The organism is Candidatus Kapaibacterium sp., assembly GCA_023957315.1.
In the GTDB taxonomy this organism is placed as follows: Bacteria; Bacteroidota; Ignavibacteria; order Kapaibacteriales; family UBA2268; genus PGYU01.
In genome coordinates this window covers 214,834-236,589 of record JAMLHE010000004.1, presented here as the reverse complement: position 1 = coordinate 236,589, position 21,756 = coordinate 214,834, and the positions used below count along the sequence as shown (strand labels likewise).

The 21,756-nt window shown below is 37.6% G+C and carries 33 protein-coding genes; 11 read left to right on the top strand and 22 right to left on the bottom strand.

The window, feature by feature from the left end; genetic code table 11:
- Positions 1-9: 9 nt before the first annotated feature.
- The 19 genes from M9949_06230 to M9949_06140 form a co-directional block, all read right to left on the bottom strand.
- A complete protein-coding gene (locus M9949_06230; GenBank protein ID MCO5251003.1) occupies positions 10-918 on the bottom strand; it encodes a hypothetical protein in 909 nt (302 codons plus the stop codon).
- 18 nt (positions 919-936) lie between these two features.
- Positions 937-1,293 carry a hypothetical protein gene (locus M9949_06225; protein MCO5251002.1) on the bottom strand — a complete coding sequence of 119 codons (357 nt, stop codon included), beginning with the start codon at positions 1,291-1,293 and terminating at the stop codon, positions 937-939.
- A gap of 1 nt (position 1,294) precedes the next feature.
- Complete coding sequence (locus tag M9949_06220; GenBank protein MCO5251001.1) at positions 1,295-1,807, bottom strand: hypothetical protein; 513 nt, start codon at positions 1,805-1,807, stop codon at positions 1,295-1,297.
- Between the two features lie 3 nt (positions 1,808-1,810).
- Entirely contained in the window at positions 1,811-2,311 is a 501-nt protein-coding gene (locus M9949_06215; protein MCO5251000.1) for a hypothetical protein, read from the bottom strand.
- Between the two features lie 2 nt (positions 2,312-2,313).
- Entirely contained in the window at positions 2,314-2,649 is a 336-nt protein-coding gene (locus M9949_06210; GenBank protein MCO5250999.1) for a hypothetical protein, read from the bottom strand.
- A gap of 1 nt (position 2,650) precedes the next feature.
- Positions 2,651-2,980: a hypothetical protein gene (locus M9949_06205; protein ID MCO5250998.1), complete on the bottom strand. Its 330-nt coding sequence runs from the start codon at positions 2,978-2,980 to the stop codon at positions 2,651-2,653.
- The gene (locus M9949_06200) at positions 2,977-3,168 is read right to left on the bottom strand and encodes a hypothetical protein (GenBank protein MCO5250997.1); all 192 of its coding nucleotides are present in this window, start codon (positions 3,166-3,168) and stop codon (positions 2,977-2,979) included. The genes M9949_06205 and M9949_06200 overlap by 4 nt, the downstream gene beginning before the upstream one ends.
- Positions 3,165-3,437 (bottom strand): hypothetical protein, encoded by a 273-nt coding sequence (locus M9949_06195; GenBank protein MCO5250996.1) that lies wholly within the window; start codon positions 3,435-3,437, stop codon positions 3,165-3,167. The genes M9949_06200 and M9949_06195 overlap by 4 nt, the downstream gene beginning before the upstream one ends.
- The gene (locus M9949_06190; GenBank protein ID MCO5250995.1) at positions 3,434-4,012 is read right to left on the bottom strand and encodes a hypothetical protein; all 579 of its coding nucleotides are present in this window, start codon (positions 4,010-4,012) and stop codon (positions 3,434-3,436) included. The genes M9949_06195 and M9949_06190 overlap by 4 nt, the downstream gene beginning before the upstream one ends.
- Before the next feature lie 18 nt (positions 4,013-4,030).
- Positions 4,031-4,543: a septal ring lytic transglycosylase RlpA family protein gene (locus tag M9949_06185; protein MCO5250994.1), complete on the bottom strand. Its 513-nt coding sequence runs from the start codon at positions 4,541-4,543 to the stop codon at positions 4,031-4,033.
- Between the two features lie 269 nt (positions 4,544-4,812).
- The gene (locus M9949_06180; GenBank protein MCO5250993.1) at positions 4,813-4,989 is read right to left on the bottom strand and encodes a hypothetical protein; all 177 of its coding nucleotides are present in this window, start codon (positions 4,987-4,989) and stop codon (positions 4,813-4,815) included.
- A 168-nt stretch (positions 4,990-5,157) separates the two neighbouring features.
- Positions 5,158-5,322 carry a hypothetical protein gene (locus M9949_06175; protein MCO5250992.1) on the bottom strand — a complete coding sequence of 55 codons (165 nt, stop codon included), beginning with the start codon at positions 5,320-5,322 and terminating at the stop codon, positions 5,158-5,160.
- A gap of 104 nt (positions 5,323-5,426) precedes the next feature.
- On the bottom strand, positions 5,427-5,672 hold the full coding sequence (locus M9949_06170; protein MCO5250991.1) for a hypothetical protein: 246 nt from the start codon (positions 5,670-5,672) through the stop codon (positions 5,427-5,429).
- On the bottom strand, positions 5,647-6,042 hold the full coding sequence (locus M9949_06165; GenBank protein MCO5250990.1) for a hypothetical protein: 396 nt from the start codon (positions 6,040-6,042) through the stop codon (positions 5,647-5,649). The genes M9949_06170 and M9949_06165 overlap by 26 nt, the downstream gene beginning before the upstream one ends.
- 2 nt (positions 6,043-6,044) lie before the next feature.
- Positions 6,045-6,482 carry a hypothetical protein gene (locus M9949_06160; protein ID MCO5250989.1) on the bottom strand — a complete coding sequence of 146 codons (438 nt, stop codon included), beginning with the start codon at positions 6,480-6,482 and terminating at the stop codon, positions 6,045-6,047.
- Positions 6,482-6,913 carry a DUF1320 domain-containing protein gene (locus M9949_06155; protein ID MCO5250988.1) on the bottom strand — a complete coding sequence of 144 codons (432 nt, stop codon included), beginning with the start codon at positions 6,911-6,913 and terminating at the stop codon, positions 6,482-6,484. The genes M9949_06160 and M9949_06155 overlap by 1 nt, the downstream gene beginning before the upstream one ends.
- A gap of 533 nt (positions 6,914-7,446) precedes the next feature.
- The gene (locus M9949_06150) at positions 7,447-8,496 is read right to left on the bottom strand and encodes a major capsid protein (protein ID MCO5250987.1); all 1,050 of its coding nucleotides are present in this window, start codon (positions 8,494-8,496) and stop codon (positions 7,447-7,449) included.
- Between the two features lie 2 nt (positions 8,497-8,498).
- Entirely contained in the window at positions 8,499-9,170 is a 672-nt protein-coding gene (locus M9949_06145) for a head decoration protein (protein ID MCO5250986.1), read from the bottom strand.
- 1 nt (position 9,171) lies between these two features.
- Complete coding sequence (locus M9949_06140; GenBank protein ID MCO5250985.1) at positions 9,172-10,257, bottom strand: hypothetical protein; 1,086 nt, start codon at positions 10,255-10,257, stop codon at positions 9,172-9,174.
- A gap of 170 nt (positions 10,258-10,427) precedes the next feature.
- Between M9949_06140 and M9949_06135 the strand changes: the two genes are divergently transcribed.
- From M9949_06135 to M9949_06125, 3 genes are read left to right on the top strand one after another with little or no spacing between them, the layout of a single operon-like run.
- Positions 10,428-11,060, top strand: a complete 633-nt coding sequence (locus M9949_06135) for a ParB/Srx family N-terminal domain-containing protein (protein ID MCO5250984.1) — start codon at positions 10,428-10,430, stop codon at positions 11,058-11,060.
- A complete protein-coding gene (locus M9949_06130) occupies positions 11,057-11,533 on the top strand; it encodes a hypothetical protein (protein ID MCO5250983.1) in 477 nt (158 codons plus the stop codon). The genes M9949_06135 and M9949_06130 overlap by 4 nt, the downstream gene beginning before the upstream one ends.
- A complete protein-coding gene (locus tag M9949_06125; GenBank protein MCO5250982.1) occupies positions 11,512-12,840 on the top strand; it encodes a hypothetical protein in 1,329 nt (442 codons plus the stop codon). The genes M9949_06130 and M9949_06125 overlap by 22 nt, the downstream gene beginning before the upstream one ends.
- A 243-nt stretch (positions 12,841-13,083) precedes the next feature.
- On the opposite strand, the gene M9949_06120 is transcribed toward M9949_06125, so the two are convergent.
- Positions 13,084-13,284, bottom strand: coding sequence for a hypothetical protein (locus M9949_06120; protein MCO5250981.1), 201 nt, complete (start codon positions 13,282-13,284; stop codon positions 13,084-13,086).
- A gap of 117 nt (positions 13,285-13,401) precedes the next feature.
- Here M9949_06120 and M9949_06115 point away from each other — a divergent pair, with 117 nt between their 5' ends.
- Genes M9949_06115 through M9949_06095 form a run of 5 tightly spaced genes read left to right on the top strand, consistent with a single transcriptional unit; the run spans position 13,402 to position 18,180 of the window.
- The gene (locus M9949_06115) at positions 13,402-13,890 is read left to right on the top strand and encodes a hypothetical protein (protein ID MCO5250980.1); all 489 of its coding nucleotides are present in this window, start codon (positions 13,402-13,404) and stop codon (positions 13,888-13,890) included.
- A complete protein-coding gene (gene terL, locus M9949_06110; protein ID MCO5250979.1) occupies positions 13,877-15,364 on the top strand; it encodes a phage terminase large subunit in 1,488 nt (495 codons plus the stop codon). The genes M9949_06115 and terL overlap by 14 nt, the downstream gene beginning before the upstream one ends.
- Entirely contained in the window at positions 15,364-16,866 is a 1,503-nt protein-coding gene (locus M9949_06105; GenBank protein MCO5250978.1) for a DUF935 domain-containing protein, read from the top strand. The genes terL and M9949_06105 overlap by 1 nt, the downstream gene beginning before the upstream one ends.
- Complete coding sequence (locus tag M9949_06100; GenBank protein ID MCO5250977.1) at positions 16,856-17,584, top strand: phage head morphogenesis protein; 729 nt, start codon at positions 16,856-16,858, stop codon at positions 17,582-17,584. The genes M9949_06105 and M9949_06100 overlap by 11 nt, the downstream gene beginning before the upstream one ends.
- A complete protein-coding gene (locus tag M9949_06095) occupies positions 17,581-18,180 on the top strand; it encodes a phage virion morphogenesis protein (protein MCO5250976.1) in 600 nt (199 codons plus the stop codon). Before M9949_06100 ends, M9949_06095 begins: the two co-directional genes overlap by 4 nt.
- Before the next feature lie 1,070 nt (positions 18,181-19,250).
- Here M9949_06095 and M9949_06090 read toward each other — a convergent pair.
- Complete coding sequence (locus M9949_06090; GenBank protein MCO5250975.1) at positions 19,251-19,835, bottom strand: hypothetical protein; 585 nt, start codon at positions 19,833-19,835, stop codon at positions 19,251-19,253.
- Positions 19,836-19,859: 24 nt separating this feature from the next.
- Positions 19,860-20,216 carry a hypothetical protein gene (locus tag M9949_06085; GenBank protein MCO5250974.1) on the bottom strand — a complete coding sequence of 119 codons (357 nt, stop codon included), beginning with the start codon at positions 20,214-20,216 and terminating at the stop codon, positions 19,860-19,862.
- A gap of 131 nt (positions 20,217-20,347) precedes the next feature.
- Here M9949_06085 and M9949_06080 point away from each other — a divergent pair, with 131 nt between their 5' ends.
- The 3 genes from M9949_06080 to M9949_06070 all read left to right on the top strand — a co-directional run bounded on the left by M9949_06080 (position 20,348) and on the right by M9949_06070 (position 21,716).
- Positions 20,348-20,596: a hypothetical protein gene (locus M9949_06080; GenBank protein MCO5250973.1), complete on the top strand. Its 249-nt coding sequence runs from the start codon at positions 20,348-20,350 to the stop codon at positions 20,594-20,596.
- A 37-nt stretch (positions 20,597-20,633) separates the two neighbouring features.
- Positions 20,634-20,999 carry a hypothetical protein gene (locus M9949_06075; GenBank protein MCO5250972.1) on the top strand — a complete coding sequence of 122 codons (366 nt, stop codon included), beginning with the start codon at positions 20,634-20,636 and terminating at the stop codon, positions 20,997-20,999.
- 105 nt (positions 21,000-21,104) lie between these two features.
- Entirely contained in the window at positions 21,105-21,716 is a 612-nt protein-coding gene (locus M9949_06070; GenBank protein ID MCO5250971.1) for a hypothetical protein, read from the top strand.
- The last annotated feature ends 40 nt before the right edge of the window (positions 21,717-21,756 follow it).

Genomic DNA, 21,756 nt, shown 5'->3' with positions numbered 1-21,756 from the left:
ATTTCCTCTTTATTTTGAAATTGAAACACTTGGCCAATATCTATTCGTATCTCCACTTGGTTGCATTTCTTCCCAAACGCCATCGTATTTATAATATAGCCTACCGTTCCAAACCCCTGCAAGAAGTATATCATCATATATAGCACATCCTGCCCAATCTTTATTCACGTTTCCTGCAGGTTGTTCTTCCACCCAAGACCCGTTTAATTTACTATATAATCGAGTGGTATTTCCTGCCATCATTTGACCATTATTTATAGAACAACACCCCCAATTACTATTCACATCGCCTGCCGCTTGTTCATCAACCCATGTCCCTGATAAATTACTATAGACTCTACCGTTTGTCAAGGACCTTGAAGTGGCTATCATTTGACCATTATTTATATCAGCCGACCACCAAACTCTATCAACATTTCCTGCAGGCTGTTCTTCCACCCAAGACCCGTTCAATTTACTATATAATCTTCCTGTCGTCGCATTCACCCCTGCTATCATTTGGCCATTATTTATAGCGACCGGTCTCCAATTTCTACTTACATCGCCGACGGGTTGTTCTTCGGACCAAGAGCTACCATCATAACTATATAACCTACCATCGGCGGCCCGCTCTACTGATAATAATATTCGACCTTTATGAATTGATGCACCCATCCAATATTTATTGACATTCCCAGCCGGTTGATGCTCAGCCCATGTGCCATCCAATTTGCACCACACTCTGCCATAGACATTGTTCACGACAGCAACCATTTGGTCACCATCTATACTACAACCAAACCATCTTCTATCCACATTACCTGTTGGTTGTTCTTCAGTCCAGACCCCGTCCAAATAACTCCAAAGACGTGTTAAATGTGCTGATGCCATCATACGTAGTGATTTGCCAAAAATCCTTTTTCTTATATTTGCATCCATATCTAAAAAATTATATTTTTACGAATAATTGTCACTCACCAACCATCTTCTAATAGTTCCGTCATAAATCAGAGAAAAATCTTTACTCGATGTTGGTGCAATTCTTTCGGTAGCCCTCTGAAATTCATCTGCTGTATTTGGCAAGGTTATTACAATACCGGAGCCTGATGAATTTTTCACAGTAATTAAATATGCAAAATTCTCTTGTACGTTCGATAATGAAAAACTTGCGTTTGCTGCTATAGTAGCTACAATCCAAGACCCATTATTGAAGTCAATTGTTAAATTGGCTTGAGTATATTTTATTAATCCTGCACTTGACGCAATTTCAAACTCTTCCAAATTATTACCATTTATGCCAACTGCTTTTGCCACTTTATGCTCTTACTATTGGTTCACCGATTTCAGTAGCTATCTCGGTAGTGCTAATAGCTTTCCCAAGTCTCTGTCTGATATGCCCTGCTGTCGTAGGAACAGTTGTTGTAACTCCACCCGGAGTAGAAGCATCAAGGAAATACACCGCTCCAACTGTCAATCCTGACTTGGCATTGTTTGTTTTGTTACCTAAGTAAACAGTAGCATTTGCGGGTGCTGTAACGTTTTCAAGAACAAAACCATCCGCTTTCTTAGTGATTGTCGAAGCATCTGCCTTACGAACCTTTTCACCTGTAGAATCATGAATATTGACATAATCACCTGCTACTAAATTCTCGCTCGCAGCAATTAACTTTGTATCTGCTCCAACACCAACAGGCAAGAATGTTGCATCTAACTTCCCTGTTGCATCCGCTGCTATAATCTTACCTGCATCTCCTGCACCTGCACTTGCAACTAAACCTTCTACTTCTTCAAGGTTCGTAGTACCTACTTTTAAATATTTCTGTGCCATAATTTACCTCATTATTCCTATTTCTATATTTACAATTAAAGTTTCTGTATCTGATGCGTAACCTACAATTTGCCATATTCCTGTACTTGGTGAAGTCAATGTAATATTGCCATCAAGCCCAAGATAATAAATTGCGTTCGCTGTTAATCCCCATCCCGGATTTACTATCTTTCCGGTTCTTACTGTCACCGCGTCCCCAAGTGAAGCTGCATTTACCGACATCCCTACAATTCGATTGAAGCATTCAGGATTGTCATTTGATGCTTTATATGCAAGTCCATTTTTCAAAAAGACTAACCTATGTCCATTGATTACTTCGCCTGCTGTATGAATCAAATCTAACTTGTCATCAATAACAGCTTTAGTATAGTAGCGTTCGTCATGATTGTGACCAACATCGTTATTTGCAGTTGAACTGTCAGTTTCCGAAACAGCGATTTTTGTTTCTTTCAATTCAACTTCGTGAACTTCGGTTGTTATATTGACTGATACAGTGTGTTCCATCTCTATTCCGGTATAGGGGCTAAATTAAAAGTTAATTCAAGATGTCCCTGCAGTCCTTTTTTACGTGAAATCCTTGTGCCGTCAGATTTTATGATGACAAACTCCCAATAATAAGTCGTTAATTCCAAGTTTTTTGTCATAGCAGAAGTTATCACAATAAGAGATTCGTATTCATTTTCATGCTCAGTTTTAGCTATGCTTAGAGCAGGCTCGGTGTCCTTTGGTGACTTTTTCCAAGTGTGCTCAATTGTTGTTCCCGTCAATGACTGTGGAACACCATTCAAACTGTAATCAAAAAGAATCTTTTCAGTCGCACCCCTGACCATTTCAGTTAACATCTTACTTAGCCTTATAAAAGTATATTACTGTATCTTTGCGAATCACTTCATACCTCTTAGCATAAGGATTATCGAGCATCCATACACCGTAACCACTCTTTGTAAATTCAAGTTCGGTTTCTTCTTCTGTGCCGTCCTCACACGGTGCTTCCACCCAATATACAGGGTCAAACTTCACAACAATGGAATCCACCGGAGTTGTTTCTTTTGCTTTGTCCGGCTTCCATGTAATTTCAATGTTATCAATTAAGTATTCTGCTGAGGATTGAAACAAGCTACAGCCACTTATTAGCATGGCTGACAATAGCAATATTGATATGATTAATTTCATTGGTTTCCCTTTAAAAATTCGTCTAATTTTTGAAATTTTAAGCATCGTTCATATGTGTCAGTATCGAAGAACAAAAGCACGGCTTCCACAATGTCATTTCTACTGCATTGGAACTTTCGAGCGGCTTCATCTACTTTGTCTTTAACTTCAGCAGTCACGCAAGTTTGCATCGGTTTACGGTTACTCATTGCTTTGCCTTAGTAAGTGCCAACAATTTTTTGATAAATTTGCTTTTTGCAAGATTTCGCTTATTGTCTGATTCGTCGGTATTTAAGTCAATGCTTACTTCGTTCCATTTAGCAACAGCAATAACTATCCAAAGAATTGAAATCAGCGTAACAAATACTCCCCACCATATTCCGCTCACTTGGTAATAATGCAATAAAAAAGTGTAAAGAATTGTACTTGGTACAGGAAGCTTTGTCGGTATGTTTGATATTACAAATCGTTCTTTCATTGCTTCACCTTTCTCGGACGTCCTACTTTACGCTTTTCAGTAGTTTCGTCAGCTTTGACAAACTTTCCATTACTGTCTCGGACGGCGTATTTGTTCTTGGTTTTGCCAATAATTGTCACACTTTCATCGGGTCCGGTCTCGAAAGTCTGCGTTTCGCCATTTGGTCCGTCAATTGAGACAGTCACTTTTGAACCGTCTTCTCTTGAACTTTCGTAAGTTTCATGTTCTTGACTGCCGTCGAGCGTTTTTTCAGCTACATGAGGAAATGTATGTTCAATGAACAAATCATTGCCGTTCGTATCTTTTTTGATTTCAACAAGATTGCCTTCTTTTACAGATAAGATAGCTTCTCTTTTCGTCAATATCCTTTCAACCGTCTTTTTCAGTTCTTTAGCAGTTTCCACTTGAGCAGTTTCGTTCAAATCTTTCAATCCATCCACTAAAGCATCGGTATTGACGCCTGTTTTCTTTTTAAACCATTGCAACACCATAATACCAACAAATGTGATGACAATGAGAGCCACGAAGCCAAACAATACAATGTTATTATTAAAGAAATCTGTTATAAATTCCATGACATACTCCAATATATTTTAATAATTAAGCACTTCTACAAGTACCTTTCCTTTTCGTATTTGGATTGAATCGGCTGCCGCTTTGCTAAGGTCAATTATTGCATTGTTTGCGAAGGGTCCACGGTCGTTGATTCTGACTTCGACACTTTTTCCGTTTCTGAGGTTTGTGACTCTAACTCGTGTTCCGAATTCGAGTTCTTTGCTTGCTGCTGTGAAATCTTCTGCCCTATATATTTCTCCATTAGCAGTCCTACGACCGTCGAAATAATCGGAATAGAATGTTGCAATGCCTTCCATAGTTTCAAGAATCTCATCTTTAGTCTCCGCTTCTAAAAATTCATAATAACTTGTAACATCAGTTATATGCGTTGTGCCATCGGCAACCATGCCTCTAAGCGTGATTTCCCTCATTTTTACTGCATCATTCACGTTCCCCCCGATAATAATGCCTTCTTGTGCTAAAGTGTCCCATGAAACAAATGTGTCAACGTGTGCTCCGCCCGGTCTTCTTCGCTTTCTTTTACTCTCCAATCTCCGGGCTTAGGGATATAATTGCCATAAATTACGTCGCTTAAAGCATATACGCCCAATTACTGCATAATCTCTTGCACGTGCGGACATAATGATTGATATGCTTTGGCCCTCTTTTGATTTTATCCCCCAAAAATTCCACACCATGGCACAGGATATAAGAAGCCGAAATACTTACGCCAAACATCAATACTGTCACCAGATTTGAGCCTTTCGGTTGTTCAACAACATGAAGGCATTCAAGCATAAGCTGAACATGAAGTGGTATTTCACCTGCTGTCTCCGATGCTTGGCTCTGTTCTTGTTTCTGCTTGTCTTTCAGTAGCAGTTGGTTGGCGATACTTTCTCGCTCTGACTTCTGTCAGAGATAAGGGAATTTCCGACCTGAATGCCAGTGCTAATAATGACAACAAGAGCAAGAATAAATATAGCGGAAGCAATCGCATTTTGTGCTATCCTTTTAATTGTGTTTCCGGGTAATACAAGCAAATTCATCGTAAGCTAAAACCAGAGCCAACATCCCAAATGAGAAGAACACCCAATTGCGACCGCGAATAGTGGCAGAAAGTAGAGCCAAAAAGTTAAAGACAATGCTCCCGTTACGGCTAATCCACCTATAACAAAGATGTTTCTTCGTGTGTTGAACTTTTATCAGCTTCGGTAAGTTCTTCTGATGCCTCAAACGGTTGCTCGATTGCAATTTGAACATCTTTGCGAACCGATTTAACCTCGTCAATTAACAAATCCATCTCGTTTGAAATAGCAACTATTTCATCCATGTTTGGTTTGGGTCTGCTTCGCTCTAACTTTGGGTCTAATATGCTCCAATATTTCGGCAATATTTTCTTCAAGACCTGTTAGTCTTTCATCAATCGTAGTCATGTTAGCCTCTCAGTATTTTAAAGAACGCATCGCCAAACCGCAAACTAAGTTCGTCAGCTTGGTCATCTGTGATGTTTTTAGCTTCTTCTTTAGCCGCTATGGTCAACAAGCGTATTTCTTTGCTTAATACCAATAGGTCAACTTTGCCGGCAACCTCAAGTTCTTGCAAATCAGCATATGATAACAAGGAATTGATTTTTGTTAGCAACTTACCTATGTTATCAGTTTTGTTTACTGGATTTTCCATATTTATCCTTATGTTCTAACTCTGAAACTCTATTTTTTACATCGTCAATTTCTTTTTTAGTATCGTTATGTTTATCCCATAACAATTTGAATTGCTCTACTACAAAGTTATTTTTATCTGATTGTTGGGCTACGAAAAGCCGCACTTCTTGAATCAATGTTTCTAAGTTTTTTATTGCCTTTTCCAAGTTGAGAAACTCCTTTTCAATCCGGTGGTTATCGTCCTTGCTCCGTTCTTCATGTTCTTTGATTAGTTTTTCGGTTTTTCCCCCAGATTCTCCCCATGCTTGTGCAATCCTTGTCCCTACGATAGAAAATCCTGTTGTTAGTAGTATACCTATTACTGCGTAAATTATATATTCTAATGTCATAGTTATTGTCCGTCGAAGTATATTCCATTGTAGTTAATTATCATTCCCAAGAGAATTGTTCCATCTTTGATTGATGGGAGTGGGTCCGTTGAAACCCATTCTACAGATTCAATAATCCCTGATTCTAATTCCGGATAAAAGACAGTTAGTTCTTTCCTGATTTTTTGAGCTAAAACCTTTGCACCATATCGCGGATGTCTTTCGGAAATGCTGTAAATCGTGAATCCAATGGCAATTGTGTTGCTATGCGAACTGATGTCTCTACGTCCACCCCGACTGCCGTTATCATAAATAAATATATCAGCATGGGGGTGTGTTAAATAATTCTCTTCCGATTCATTTTCGTTATACATCTCAGGCATTTCTTGGGTACAAGCATCATCAGGACTAATCTTAGTCTTGAGATATTCAACAACTGCATCTACGATTTCCAATTCCATTACGGCATCTCACTATAAAAGTCACTTGTAAACTTTTGTTTAGGCACAGAAACCGCCATTGAAACTCTATGATTGACAGGTTTTTCAACTACCGAAATCAATATTACGCCTCTTTGAATAAGGTGTAATCTTTCCAGAGCTTTTGTTTTTCGCTCTTTAATCAATTCCGGTGCTAACTTTCCACGCCTTTCATGCAAATCAATAACAGCAAGTTCGATGTTTAGGTCTTTTAGTATGCGTTCATCTTGATTTTCTTCTACCGGCACTTCGTAGCGACCTCTCAAATAGCCGTCAATGAGTGATGCGGACTTTTCAATACACTTCAAAACAACTGTTTCATCAACTCTTGAAGCATCGGCATCATTTGATAGCATTTTTGTCTTAGTTTCTGACAAATTTTCTACAATATCGGCAACATCGCAATAAGGCATATTCGTTTTTTCGCTCAATTTTTAGGTTAAAAATCAATTTTTCGTATGTTTTTTGCATCGTTTTTGATGATTTTTGCATCAATTTTGCATCGTTTTTGATGATTTTAACATCAATTTTGCATCGTTTTTGATGATTTTAACATCAATTTTGCATCGTTTTTGATGATTTTAACATCAATTTTGCATCATTTTTGCATCAATCATTGTACTTTTTGAATCGTTTTTCGTTTTTTCTAAAGTTTTTCCAACCCGTTTTTCATCATTTTAAAAATATTTTACGGTAAAATTAGAATTTTTTCATTTTTTAGATTGAAATATCAACATTTTCTAATTTTGGAAAGCGTCGCCACTGTGGCTACTTTGGATAGGGTATATATAGGGTATCCATACCCTATGGATAGGTAATCCTTAATATAATATACATTAAACTAATATAATATAATATACTAATACAATATATATAGTTCGATACCCATATTTTGATATACCCTATGGATACCCTATCCATACCCCATATATACCCCATACCCAAATTAGTCACCAATAACTTTACATGAAATGAAAGCATCTGCATTATGAATTGCAGGTAATGATTTTTGCTCCAAAGTCCAAGACATAGCTTTTTTGTTCTTTTCTTCAACATCCAAGTGAAACTCGGAAATGATAGTTTGAAGTTTCTTGTTTACAAGATTGAACACCGGACCATAATGCACACGGTTGTTATTATTCTTGCGGAAAGTAACAATAGCTCTATCCGTAGGAATTAAGTCAGTTGATGTGTCATTGTCAGCTTTGAACTGTTGGTTGTATTCGAAGAAGTCAACACCCATAATACGACCTAAGAAGTTAGCCGCTCCGGATTGATTAGTATTCAAGTCAAGCGTGCCAATTTTATAGTTGTTTGTGTCGAGTGCTTTTTTGACTAATTCATTTGACATAAACGCATCAGAGGCATCAGTACCCAAAATTGCAATGTCAGGGGATTGACCACAACGGCGTAATATATCACGTTTCCATGCACGGATGTTAGTCAAAATATCACCTGTTACATCATCCCAATAGTTACCAGCACCCAAATCAGTCAAATGAACATTATCTTCGAATAGATAATCAATGTTGAATGAAATGTTAGTTTGTGCAACTGCGATTTCGCCTGTAGAGATAGCTTTACAAGCCATCCATTCACGTCTAAGCATTGCCCTTGATTTGAGATATTCCAAATGGCGTACAACAAACTTATTAGCTTCCTCAGCTTTACGTCCCGGATTTTGGTCGTATATTTGACCAAAAGCGTTGTAATCTGCAAGTTCTTGTGCTGTGAAGATGTATTCTTCATAAGTACGCGGAAGTGAAATTGTTTGATACACGCGATTGTCTTTTTGTAGCAATCTCGGACCCTCATGTTGGTTCACGAACTTTGCTAATTTATCACTATGTGAAATCACTTCAAGGTCAATTTTATCAGCCGCATGTCCTTCGGGTTTGCCGAAAAGCATATTCAAGACAAACGGGTCAAATACTTTTGTTTTATTAACTGCTGCGGTCATCGAACGCGAGTCAAACATATCAAGCATAATAGACATAATTAATCAGTCTCCTTTTTTATTACAATAGAACCACCATTATAAACACCTGCCGTAATGGTAACTCCAGCGGCGGCGGTGAGTGTAGATAAGAGGAATTCACCCTCTACGTAACAGAAACCACCCTCGTCACCTGTGGTTGCGTCTACAGCACATCCAAGGATGCCAACAAGGTTTTGAACGCCATTAGTTGCGGTAGGATTCCAGAGGTAATATTTGTTATTACCTGCTAAATAAGCAACGGTGATGTTAAAGCTGTCACCTGCTACAAAGTCAGTCAAACCATCTGCAATTGTGAACTTCACAACACCATCAAAAGCAGTTCCTACAACACCCGAACCGATAATGATACCGTCAGGGTCTTCAACTACAAATGAACCTAAGTCGGTTACAGGTTGAACAAACACTACTTTGTAAACGCCTGCTTTTACGCCTACCGCATGAGCGGGGTCTGCGAGTGTAAGAACACCATTACCGGTATTACCTGCACCTGCTTCAGCAGTTACTGCATCGAATGCGCCGATTGTTTGTTTACCAAGCATGGCGCCACGTGCAAGGTTTTGACCTGATGCGATTATAATATCGCTAATCTCTTTGGTCTGGGCTAAACTCGCAAAAATATCTTTCTTGTGAGTTTGAGTCCCTAAAGTATTTATTCCTAAATCTAAAGCCATCTTATTTCACTCCTTGAGCTGTTGCAACTGCATTTTCAATATCTTCGTTGTGATTGCCTGTATTGTCAGTACCACCATTACCAAATTCATTGAATTCAACAATTTTAGGTAGGTTTCTCATAAAGTCCTTGACTAATTCATTTGCCGGTTTCTTTTTGTCTTCTTCACTGAAATTCAAGTCAAGTGGGAAGTCTTGATAGTCGCCCGGATTGTCAATTCTATAAGCCATTTCTATCACAGGGAAAGCCTTCGTTTTAGCAATGCCTGCAAGTGGTGTTTCATTCGCGATAAAATCAGCGATATCATGTGTTCGTGTTTTTAATTCGAGTTCCATTTGTCGCTTTAACATCGCTTTGTATTCGTCAGATTGAGCAAAAGCGGAATCTTTAGGCTTTTCAGTAGTTGCTTTTGGCTTAAATCCGCTAAACACTTCTGAGAAGGTTGCGAATGCTTTAGCGTATGTATCATCACTTACTTGACCTTTCAGCTTTGCGAAGTACGAATCTTTTAAATCATTAAAATCCATTACGTAATCTCCATGTTGATTAAAGTTATTTTCTTGTTTTGTGTTTGTTGGTGGTGCAGGTGGTTGATTCTCATTAGGAGTAACCACAACAGTTTTTGGTTCAGGTTCTGGTTCAGCAATTGAAAAAGCAATATCACTTAGTGCAACATCTTCTTCATTAAAGAAAATGCCTTCATATTCTGCCAATTCTACATCACCTAAACCTTTGATAGCGGGGGGAACAGCACCTAAGAATCCCACATGACGAAGCATATTATTTGGATAAAGTCTAACAGAAACTTTCTTATAAGCTCCGCTTTTCACTTCTTCTACAAATGATTTTTGCATGTCACGGAGTTTCGCCCAAAGTTGACCACCTTCGTATTTTAGCGAATCCACCCAACCGAGTGCTGGGTCATCAGTTTTAGGATGTCCTTTGACGGCAGGTGCATCATGCTTTTCGGCAGGTGATTGTTCATTGTACATTTTTACCATGTTGCGTACATCAGCATCAGACCAAGTCCGTGTATTGCCTGCCGCATCGGTATGAGTACCGGGTTTGAAAATTGGTATCCAACTCATAATATTGTCCAAATTATAATTTACATTCACTACGAATGTAGGGGATATGAACGGCAATAATCAAAGTGTGAAACTAAGTTGTGATTAGTGTTTAACGCAGAAAACCACGCATTTAATTGTGAGTTTAATTTGTTGTACTTTTCAGTATTTACAACTATTGGAGAGTAGGAATGGGATTACAACTTATATACTTAGACCCGCATGAACTGATTGATTACGAGAATAACGCAAAAATTCATACTGATGAAGAAATAATCACCTTAGCAAATATAATCAAAGAATTTGGATTTGATGTACCTGTGGTGGTTGATGAAAATAAAATTTTAATTAAAGGGCATAAGCGCAAGTTAGCCTCAATCTACTTAGAAAAGCCTTTAATACCTGTTATTGTACGCGATGATATGACTGAAGAACAGAAGAAAGCGGCTCGAATAGCAGACAACAAAGCAGGCGAATCAGATTGGAATATGGAAAAGTTAAGAGCTGAATTGTTAGACTTAAGGGATTTAGGTGTTGATTTAACTCTGACAGGTTTTGAAGATGGCGAAATTAACGTATTGCTTGACTTGGATGATAATTTCAGTTTCGATGATGGAACTGACATTGAACCAAGTGACATGGAACACGTAGAGGGTGACAAGGACGGTAGAAGCATACTTTGCGAGATTGCATTCAGTACCAAAGAAATTGCAGAAACTTTCTTAGCTAACATCGGACTTGCTGAACCAAAAATCAAAGGCTATTCACGGCTTATCAACGGCGACATAGAAATTAAGTCCGATATGTTACAGGTATCTGAATGACAATTGAAGTTGTGATAGGTCAAGCCGGAGCAGGCAAAACTGACTATGTAATGAAGAATTACTTTAATGACAAAATGAAGTTAGTGACTGAACCAATTAAGCACACTACGGACGGCGTGACGTGCCTTATTGGAGACTATACAATCGAAGACCGTTGCAAAGGCACAGACACTTTGGCGTATAACTCATTACCCAAAATTAAACAGTTTATTAGTGAAAATAGGGGTTTTAAAAAAACCGTCGTAGAGGGGGATAGAATTAACAATAATAGTTTTTTCGCCTATTTACTTACCCTAAGCTATAAAAAATCAATAGTGGCTATATATTGCCCTATTTCGGTAAGTTTTGAACGTTTGAAACAAGCAAAAAGCCAAATTAGCCTAAAATTTCTAAAAGCTACTCGCACAAAAACACTAAATAACGTAAAATGGTTAATCAGCAAGGGTCAGAAATGCCAAATAATAAAAACCTGATACCCCAAGATTACGAATCTCCACGTTGGTCAGCCGAGTTATGTGATTGCTCAATGCCGATGACATTTGACACTTATTCAAGCTGTAGTTTCAACTGCCTTTATTGCTTTTCGTTCAATCAGAAAAGCCACAGTTCGAAGATGTATCTACAACGACAAGTCAAGTCAGCAAGTCCCCGAAAAGTGGCTACACTCCTTGAACACTCCCTAAACGGTACACCTGAAAAACTTGCTAAGTATAATCTGCAATTTTACAACTATGTCCGAAATAAAACAGTAATGCAATGGGGTGGTTTGGCAGATGCTTTTGACGGTTTTGAGAAGCGGTACGGTACAAGTCTGGAGTTCATGAAGATATTCGACCAATACGATTACCCATTGTCATTCTCGACAAAAGGCACTTGGTTTGTCAATGACAACCGATATTTTGATATTATCAAACGGCACGCTCATAATTGGCATTTCAAAATCAGTATTATCACTTCTGACAGCATGAAAGCAAAAGCCATTGAAAGGGGAGTTGCAAGTCCGAAAGAACGGTTTGAAGTTATCAAGAAACTAAGCGATGCAGGCATAAAAGTTACATTAAGGTTAAGACCTTACATCGTTGGAATATCAGACGATTACAAAGAAACAATCACAAGAGCAAGCCAAGCCGGTGCAGATAGCATCACAACCGAATTCTTTTGTCTGGAAACAAGAGCAGATGAACGTTTAAAAAGCAAGTATAAGGAAATGTCAAAGTGGGCTGGTGTTGACTTATGGGATTTCTACAAAGAAAATTCCAAAGGTTCAGGCTACAGGCGGTTAAACTATCAATTCAAGAGACCTATTATCGAAGATATGCGAAACATAGCCCATAGCTTAGGTATGCGGTTCTATGTGTCAGACGCTCATCATAAAGAAAAATGTGATTTTACAAGCTGCTGTGGAGTTCCTCCGGAATGGAATGTAAGTCAAGGACAATTTACAGAAGCCTTGATTGTAGCCCGGAATCGTGAAAATGGATTGGTGTATTGGAAAGACATTGAAAAAGACTTACGAAACATCGCATATGACGTGAAATTCTACAATGCACAAGGGTTTAATACTAATTCAAACAAAGTCAGAGCTCAGAGATATACGCAAACCTTGTACGAATATGTGAAAGAGATTTGGAATACTCCAAAGAATCACAAATCACCGTACAGCTACTTTGAGGGTGTGTTATATCCTGTGGGTAAAGATGATGACAACAATGTTATTTACAAGATTAATCGTCAGAAATGCGGTCTTTATTATGATTCCAACTCTCAGTATAAAACTTAATCACTTTGTTGTAACCACGCTGTGTAAACAGGGTAACGGTATCTTCAATGTAGTGTGTTTTGGGCTTAAGATACTTCTTTTTGTGGGCGTGAAGTGCTTGTCGAGTGATGAAAACATTTCTCGACGCCAATTCTTTGATAATTTGACTTTGTGTGTATCGCATAATCCGTATTTGAGTTCATTCTTTAAATACGAAATTAACTGTTTTAACTGATTTAATCAATCTTTATGCTCATTTTCTGCTTAAATTTTCGGTTTTGAGGGAAATTTCAACCTAATTTCATCATAATTTTCGATGAATTTGATAGCATCAACCAGAGTTTCATCGGGTAGCTTAACTTCAAAATGTTCTTTGTTGTGATGATTGTTTAAGTACTTGTAAACTTTGCTGATTGAACCTTGAAAATGCTCATGTGTTATAGTGCTACTTGCTTTGAATATCATTTTTATTCCTTAGTGATTTACTTGTTACAAATATACAATACTTTTTTACAACTGTCAAGCGGATAAAATGACAACTGTCAAACATAATTTATTAACTAAATACTGTAAGTGTTTAAAATGTCAACTGATAAGCTAAAGCAAATATTTCTCGAACTCTTTCCTAAGAATGCCTTAAATGTCGCTGTTACTTGCCGTAAGTCAGGTATCAGCAGAACCATTTACTACATTTGGATGAAAGACGATAAGGAATTTGCCGAAAAGATAGAAGAAATAAAGGAAAGTTTGATAGATTTAGGTGAAAGTACTCTGATTAAGCTGTTTACAGGCATCAAGACAACGCAAACTAAGACCAGAGAAGTAATAACACCACAAGGAAAGAAAGTAAAGCTATTAGAAATAACTGAGATTGAACATAAACCGGACCTTAGAGCATTAATGGAGTTTCTGAGAGCTAAGGCGAAAGATAGAGGCTATGGTGGAGTTGTTATTGACGAAGGCAATAAAACACCGCTGACGGAAGAAGAAATACAGCAAATCATGAAATTAAATGTTAATGAACTTATGATATTGGCTAAGCTAACGGAGCGTGTCAATGTTGCATCTTGATAAAATAATGCAAATATCAGATGTTTCAATCAGGCTGTTAGCTGAAATCTTCAAAGATGACTTTTACAGCTTCCTACGCTATTATTGGGACACAATCGAAGATTCTCCCTTAGTTGACAATTGGCATATCAAATACCTATGTGATGAAATTCAAACAGCTGTTAAGCGAGTTGCTGAGGGTAAACCGAAGTTGTACGACTTGTGTATTAACGTGCCTCCGGGTTCGACAAAAAGCCGTATTTGTTCAATATACCTGCCTGTATGGGCTTGGACTTTACGCCCATCAATGCGAGTTTTAACAGCAAGTTATTCAGCAAATTTGGCAGTAGATTTTGCTTTGAAGTCTCGTGATATACTTCGTTCGGATTTGTTTCGGGCTATGTACCCTGATTTAGTATTACGCTTGGATAGAGATACTAAAGCAGAATATGAAAACAATCACTTTGGCGTTCGAACAGCAACAGGTATCTATGGCACAATTACAGGTAAGCACGCTGATATAATCGTAGGTGATGACCCTATAAGTGCCGAAGAAGTTCATTCAACTGCAAAGCGAAATAAAGCTAATCGAGTATTATCACAAACCTTGCCACGCCGTAAGCGAAACAATGATGTAACCTTGACAATCTTGGTTATGCAACGTTTACATGCAGATGACCCTACGGCACAGATGTTAAAACGACCGAATGTTAAACATATATGCTTACCCGGAGAGCTAACCGAAGATGTAAAACCCGCTGAATTAAGAAGCCATTATGTTGATGGGTTGTTTGACCCTGTAAGAATGAATCGTATTGCTCTGAATGACATTAGGGATGAAATGGGTAGTTATGGCTATTCGGCGCAAATTAAGCAAAATCCTGTTGACCCGGAAAGCATGATATTCAATCCCGCTTGGTGGGGACGTTTCAAAATTGCACCGCCGTTGGATTTGGTGATACAAGTTTGGGATACTGCATACGAAGAAGGCGAAAACAACGCTTATTCGGTCTGTCTGACAGGTGGAGTAAACATCAACGGCTTTTACATCTTGGATAGATTCAAAAGAAGGCTGTTATATCCTGACTTGTTGAAAGAGGCAAAAGTGCAATATGTTAAACATGACCCTACATATATCGCCATTGAAAAAGCAGCGAGTGGACGGAGTTTAATACAGAGTTTAAAACGTGAAACTAAGCTACCAATCAAAGAAGTTGGAACTATGGATAAGGTGGTTAGAGCGCATCAACAATCGCCTAAAGTTGAAAGAGGCTTAGTGTTTTTACCTGACGGTGCTGATTGGTTAGATGACTTCATATCCGAACATGCTGAGTTTCCGGGTTCTAAATTCAAAGACCAAGTTGATACGCTAACAATCATGCTACAAAGGCTTGAACCTCATTTCAGAGCTTTACAGGCGAATACTAATAAGGTTTCTACCAGACAATTAACAAATTATAGACAAGAAGAATCAATTTATCAAGGGCAATTATAATGAAATTTTCAGATATTTTTGGAAAGAAAAACTTACCAACAAAAGAAGAAGCCAAAAGAGAACCGACAAAAACTGATGGTATGTTGGGTGTTGTTGCAAGTGTTGACTTCGTCGAAATGGCATTTGGCGAATTGCAAAATCCTGATGAAGTATTGAATAAAAAAAGGTTAGGTATTGATGCTTATTACAATCTGCTGTATGATAGCCATATCAGGAGTTGTGTTGAATCTCGAAAAGCGGGTAATCTTTGCTTAGAATGGGATATTGACAGAGGTTTAGAACCAACAAAGGAAAGCAAGTTCATCAAAGCATTGTTCTCTAAGCTAAATCTGTACAAAGTGATTGATGAGATGCTTGATGCTGTTTTGTATGGCTTCAAACCAATGGAAGTATATTGGCATGAAGTCGGAACGTTGGATGTAGAAAATGAGGTTTGGAAAGGGAATTTCCTTATCCCAAGTGCTATTATCGGCAAACCACCACATTGGTTTAAGTTCGACCCTGACGAGAATCTCGTATATTCAAAAAACGCTCAAAGAACTGTACCGCACTCGCGGAAGTTTATTGTTGTTAAACATGGCGATACAGGCGGGAATCCTTACGGTCGGGGAGTGTTAGCTAATTGCTTTTGGCCATGGACTTATAAAAAAGCTGTTATGGAGTTCTGGACGAGATACTCTGAAAAGTTTGGAGCTCCGTACTTGATTGGTATATTGGATAAAACGAATCCGAGTTATGCTGCTGAAGATTTGGCAGCGTCTTTAGCTTCTTTAATCGGTGGTGGTTCTGGAGTATTCACTTTAGATGATGAGGCAGGTGAAAAGATTGAGGCTATTAATGCCGGCAGTACTCAATCGGGTGAAACTTATAAGCAATTAGTAGCTTTTATGAATGCTGAAATCTCCAAAGCGATTCTGTCACAAACGCTAAGTACAGAGCAAGGCGATAAAGGTACATTTGCACTTGGAAAAGTTCATATGGACGTAAGGCAAGAAATTGTTGAAAGTGATATGCGTTTGATTGAACAAACTTTTAATACGCTTATTCAATGGCTAATTGATTATAACTTTGAAAATGTTGAGCGTATGCCATATTTCGGGATGTACGAGGAAGACGATGTAAATTTGGCATTAGCCGAAAGGGATTCGAAATTGCTTAGTACAGGTAAGATTGTTTTCACTAAGGAACATTACAAAAAATACGGTTTGAAAGAAGATGAGTTTTATATTCCGGAAGAACCAAAAGCACCTGAAATTAAGCAAGAAACACCCGCTTTTAACGAACATGATGAGCAAGCTGAGGAATTGGGTGTAATAGGTGAAGAAATGTTAAAAGTTGTTTCTGAAGTGTTTGAGGGGACAAATAGCTATGAAGAAGTTGAAAGTAAGCTGTTTAAATTATATCCTGACTTGGAAAATGATAAATTAGTCAAGATGTTAGAGCATCTGTTATTTGTTAGTGAGGGTTTGGGCAGGGTTGAAGGCGGTGGAAATGTTAAATAAAAAATTGTTATTTCAACTGTTGAAAAGTAAACCTGAAAAAGCATTAAAGTATTTGTTGCTTAGAGGGCGTAATCTGGTTACTGCCGATGAATGGCTAAAGATTAGAAATGCTTCTCATGATACGGCTTTTACTGTGGCAGGGATTGTAAGAGCAGATTTTCTGCAAGATATTTTCAATGCAGTTGTTGAAATGAAAGAGCAGGGAATTCCGCTTGCTCAGGCGAATGCTATGTTAACTGAAAAGCTACAAAAAAGAGGGTGGACGGGGTCTGGCAATCGCTTTAAGGTTACTCTTGACACAAATATGAAAGTAGCCCATTCACAAGGCTTTTACGAGACTTTAAATCGTCGAAAAGACACTCATCCGTATTGGCGTTGGAGTCAAATTCAACGAAACACTAAACGGCATGAACATAGCGAATTGGACGGCAAAGTGTTTAAGGTAGAAGATGCTAAACTGTTTCCGCCTGTTGGATTTGGTTGTGATTGCTCAGCTGTTCCGATGACAGAAGCTGAGTTTCAAAAAGGTGGTTACGAGCTATCAACATCTGACAAAATATTAAGTGATCCGAAATTAGCTACTCTCAAAGCCGAACGTGAAGCATTTGACTTCGAGCCGGGAAAGGTTTATAAACCTGATATGGGAAAGTATAGCCCTGAGCTAAGGAAAGAAGTTGTAAAGGCTGTTTTAAATAAGAAAAAGGTAGTAAAAGCATGAGCAACAAGTCATTCAAAGATATTCTAAAAGCTATTAATCAACGTTTGGGTCGGTTAAAACCACCGATTGACAAAGAGATATTGACTGATGTTGCCGATATCATCGAAATATCAATAGCCAAAAACTTTGATATGGGTGGACGTTGGGACGGCAAAGAAAGTGATATTGGTCTGTTTTCCGGAGGTGAAAAGAAATGGGCGCCATTGGCAGATAATACCAAAGCACGATATAAAACTTTGGGCTATTCTCAGGAAGCAACATTGAACCGAAACAAGAACCTAAGGGCTTCAATTGACGTTTTTGGTCGAAGTGGTAAAGTGTTTATTTCTGTCAACTCACCGTATGGTGCAATTCATCAATGGGGTGGCACAATAGACCATCCCGGGGGGACTGAATACGGTTACAAATTCAAAAAGGATATGAAAGACCGCAAAATACAGTTCTTGAAAAAGGGACGAGGTTATAAGGTACTTGGCAAAACCGGACCGCACAAAATACACATCCCGGCACGACCTTATATTGTAATCGGTGAAGAAGAGTTATATTTAGTATTGGATGTTCTTGGAAAGAAAACTATTGATACTTTGTCAAAATAAGGTTTGAAAATTGCATATTTTACAGCCCAAAAATTGAATAAATTTCCGATTTTTTGTCGGGTAGGTTGAATTTCTACTCCTAAAAAGGTATGTTTTTACGCCTTTTGTGTAAAAATTGAAATTAGGGGCATTTATAAGGTTTTTATAACAACACAATTTCCAATAAGAAAAAAGTATAATCACTTTTTTGCATCAGCAAAAATTCCCTTCTTATTTCTTTAATTCTTTGTATTATATTATTCTTTAGTTGTTGTCCTTTTTGCAAGGTGCGAACCTGAAAACACCTACCAATAGCCAAGTTTCAGCCGTTTTTTGTTTGTCCTTCGTTTGTCCTAATGTAAATTTTACAAACTGAAATCACTTATCAATAGCGAGTTTTCAGGCTTATTTTGTTTGTCCTTGCGTTGTGAAAAATCCACACCAAAAAAATCAAAATAGCTATCAAATTTTCAATTTTTATCGCTTTTTGTTTGTCCTTTTTGCTAAGTGCAAACCTGAAACACTATGCTAATAGCGAGTTTTCAGGCTTATTTTGTTTGTCCTTTGTTTGCCCTTTCTTTGTCTTTTGTTTGTCCTTTGTTTGTCCTTTTTAAACATCAAAACATTGAAATCATGCATGAATAAAAGCTACATCAAGCGTTTTTTGTTTGTCCTTTTTCCGATTTTTTGAAAAAATTCATATTTTCCAATGTTTTTTGTTTGTCCTTTTTTAACATCACACATCTTGATATGCCGATGAATACAAGTTGTGTTAGGTGATACTGTTTGTCTTTTGTTTGTAGTACAAATAAGCGAGATAGTCCCATACTATCTTTACAGATGTAATCAAATCAAACTGCCTACCTGAAATCATCTCTAAAGTGTCTAAAGTGTTAAGTGTTTTTTGTGTAAAAAAATAGTATCGGTATTACCGATAGCAGGTCAAGAACAAAAGGCAATAAAATGATTCAAGGGTCAAGGGTCAAGGGTATCGTGAAACGCGACACCCCCTCTTTGAAGCAAGGATTTGGCAAAAAAAAAGCTACCTGTATAAGTAGCTTTGGAAGAACCTGTGTTTTGAGGAGTTGTAATTAATTATCGATGTAGCCGAACGTTTCTACGAATTTACCCGTTGAATCCGGCGACACGTCGCTAACATATACGCTTTCAGTCTTAACATCACCTATCATTTCCCAGAATAAAAACACAACTAACTTGTATTTTGGGTCTTTATATATTAATGTTTCAACGTCTTTCTGTGTCGTAATAAGGATTGTAGAATTATCCTCAATCGTTAAAATAGGTAGTATCAAGCGTCTCTGCTCTTTATCTAAAAGCCTGCGTGTCACCTCTTGATTAAAATGTTTTTTTTTCAAACTTTCAACGGCTACCTCAAAGTAAAGTTTGTTTATTTCAAATCTTTCACGGTATTCCTTGAGTATGGCATTAAGTTTTTTCTTTTTGAATTTATCCTGCTTTTTCACAAGGATGATACCTTCAATTATCTTATCCAGCGTATCAAGCAACTCTTGTGACTCGGTTTTGAGTATGCTTTCACGGACTTGCGCTTTCTTTTTACCTACAAAATCGACATAGGTGTAATCGAGCCCATCCTTGGCGAATATCGTAAGTGAATATAACAAAAAAATAGCAAAGGTTAACAAAAACTTTCTCATTTAAAGCTCCAGGTATATTCAAAATTATTTATCATCTAAACTGCTAACAATAGATTTCATTGTTTCGTAATTTGCATCAATCCAATTCAAAACGGATCTCATCTGGGATATTGTCATTTCATCTAATCGAGTTAACTTTACTACTTCAGATTCCTTCTCGCTTTCTAACATCTCGCCTTGACCTGTCAAATACCATGCGATATTAAGACCAAGAGAATTCAATTTGACTTGGTATTCATGCCCGAAAATAGATTTGGCTTTTGTACCGGCATACTTAGTAACACTTGTAGGTAAGATGCCTATTGCCTTCGCGAAGGCTACTTTGGTACCATACTGTGTTTTTATATAGTGTTCAAGACGCTTTTGTGGTGTATCTAACATTTTTTTCAAAAAAATTATAAAATAATAAAATTTTTACTTGTTTATAATAAAATCTTTGTTATATTTGAACTGTGTTTATTTACAATTTATAATAAACAATATTTTTTATCAACTTATTAAAGGTTTTACATATGTCTAATAACAAAAATCAAAACTCGACTCGGAGACCTTCTCCGGCTACAAGAGGCGGAACGACCTTAGCGATTGATTCTGCCTTAAAAACAAAGATGGAAGAAGTGCAAAAACTCTATCTGCTTCCTCATTTAAGCGTTGCTGCTCAATACTGCATGCTTGCCGGACACGCGATGTTCAAGGACGATAAACGCACATTCGAACTGGTTATCAGAGAACATAACAATAAAACTAACAAAATCAACTAACAAATATAACAAAATTTTTAACATCGGAGAAAAAACAATGAACACCAAAATAATTCTTCAAAATTTATTAAAAGCTGAAAACCTTGCCGTGCTCTCTGAGGACGAGCATCATAAGAATATGATGAAATGGTCAAAAAAAGACCTTATTGAGCTCGTGCAAGACTACAAAAATATACTCGTTCAAATAGCAAAAGAACAGCAGGAAGGGAATAATCTAGTATTAGAACTCGACACTTTGTACAAAATAGCTGACTATACAATTGTGCTGGATAGAACTATCGGAAATTTGACAATATTAGGCGATTATTCCAATAAAAATGTCGAGGTGATTGATGGTTTGCTTGATATTGCGCCGGTAAAGCGAAAATTTAGAGACAGAAGAACGGAGCTTTCTTGCTTATGACAAACATTCAACATACAAAAAAGGTACAAAAGGAAAAAGCCCCTGGCAGGGGGCTGAGTCCAAAACAACTAAACACCATTGAAGTACAAAAATAAGGAATTATTTATGAAAAACAAAATTGATATACGTTTCTGGGAATACTTCTTTAAAGACAAGAAGAAGCACGCATTCAAAGCGGGTGCTTTCCTTCTGATGCTAAAGACGAACCGGAAAGCTCAACAAATAAAAGACGGAAGTTATCAAATCTCTTATCGAGATATGATGTATTATTCGAACTTAAAAGAAGTGGAAGTAAAAGAATTGGTGAAACAATTAGAAAGCGAAAAGCTGATTTCTTACGATGAAGTTAAAAAAGTGGTGACGATAACCACAGAACCGAATAACAAAGATTTGAAACTCGAATCTACTCAAAAGTGGCTGGCGGAAATGGGATTTGTCGAACACGGCAAGTTCGAGGATGGCAAAAGCTACACTTGCTACATCGCCTTTGACCCCGATATCATCATCTACATCCTTTACGAACGCTCAGTGTTGGCATCAATTTCCGGAGATATAAAAGAATCTCTATATAGTTATTACCTTACGGATAAAATGATTGATGATATTTGTATTTTGGCTCCCGTCCCGGCATTCTTGAAAATGAAAGATGCTTTAATTACGCTATGCGCTGAGAAGCGAATCGAATTGAGAAAACGGGCAATACTACATCGCAACTAAGTAAAATCCAATATAAGAAAAGAGCCTGTTTATAGCAGGC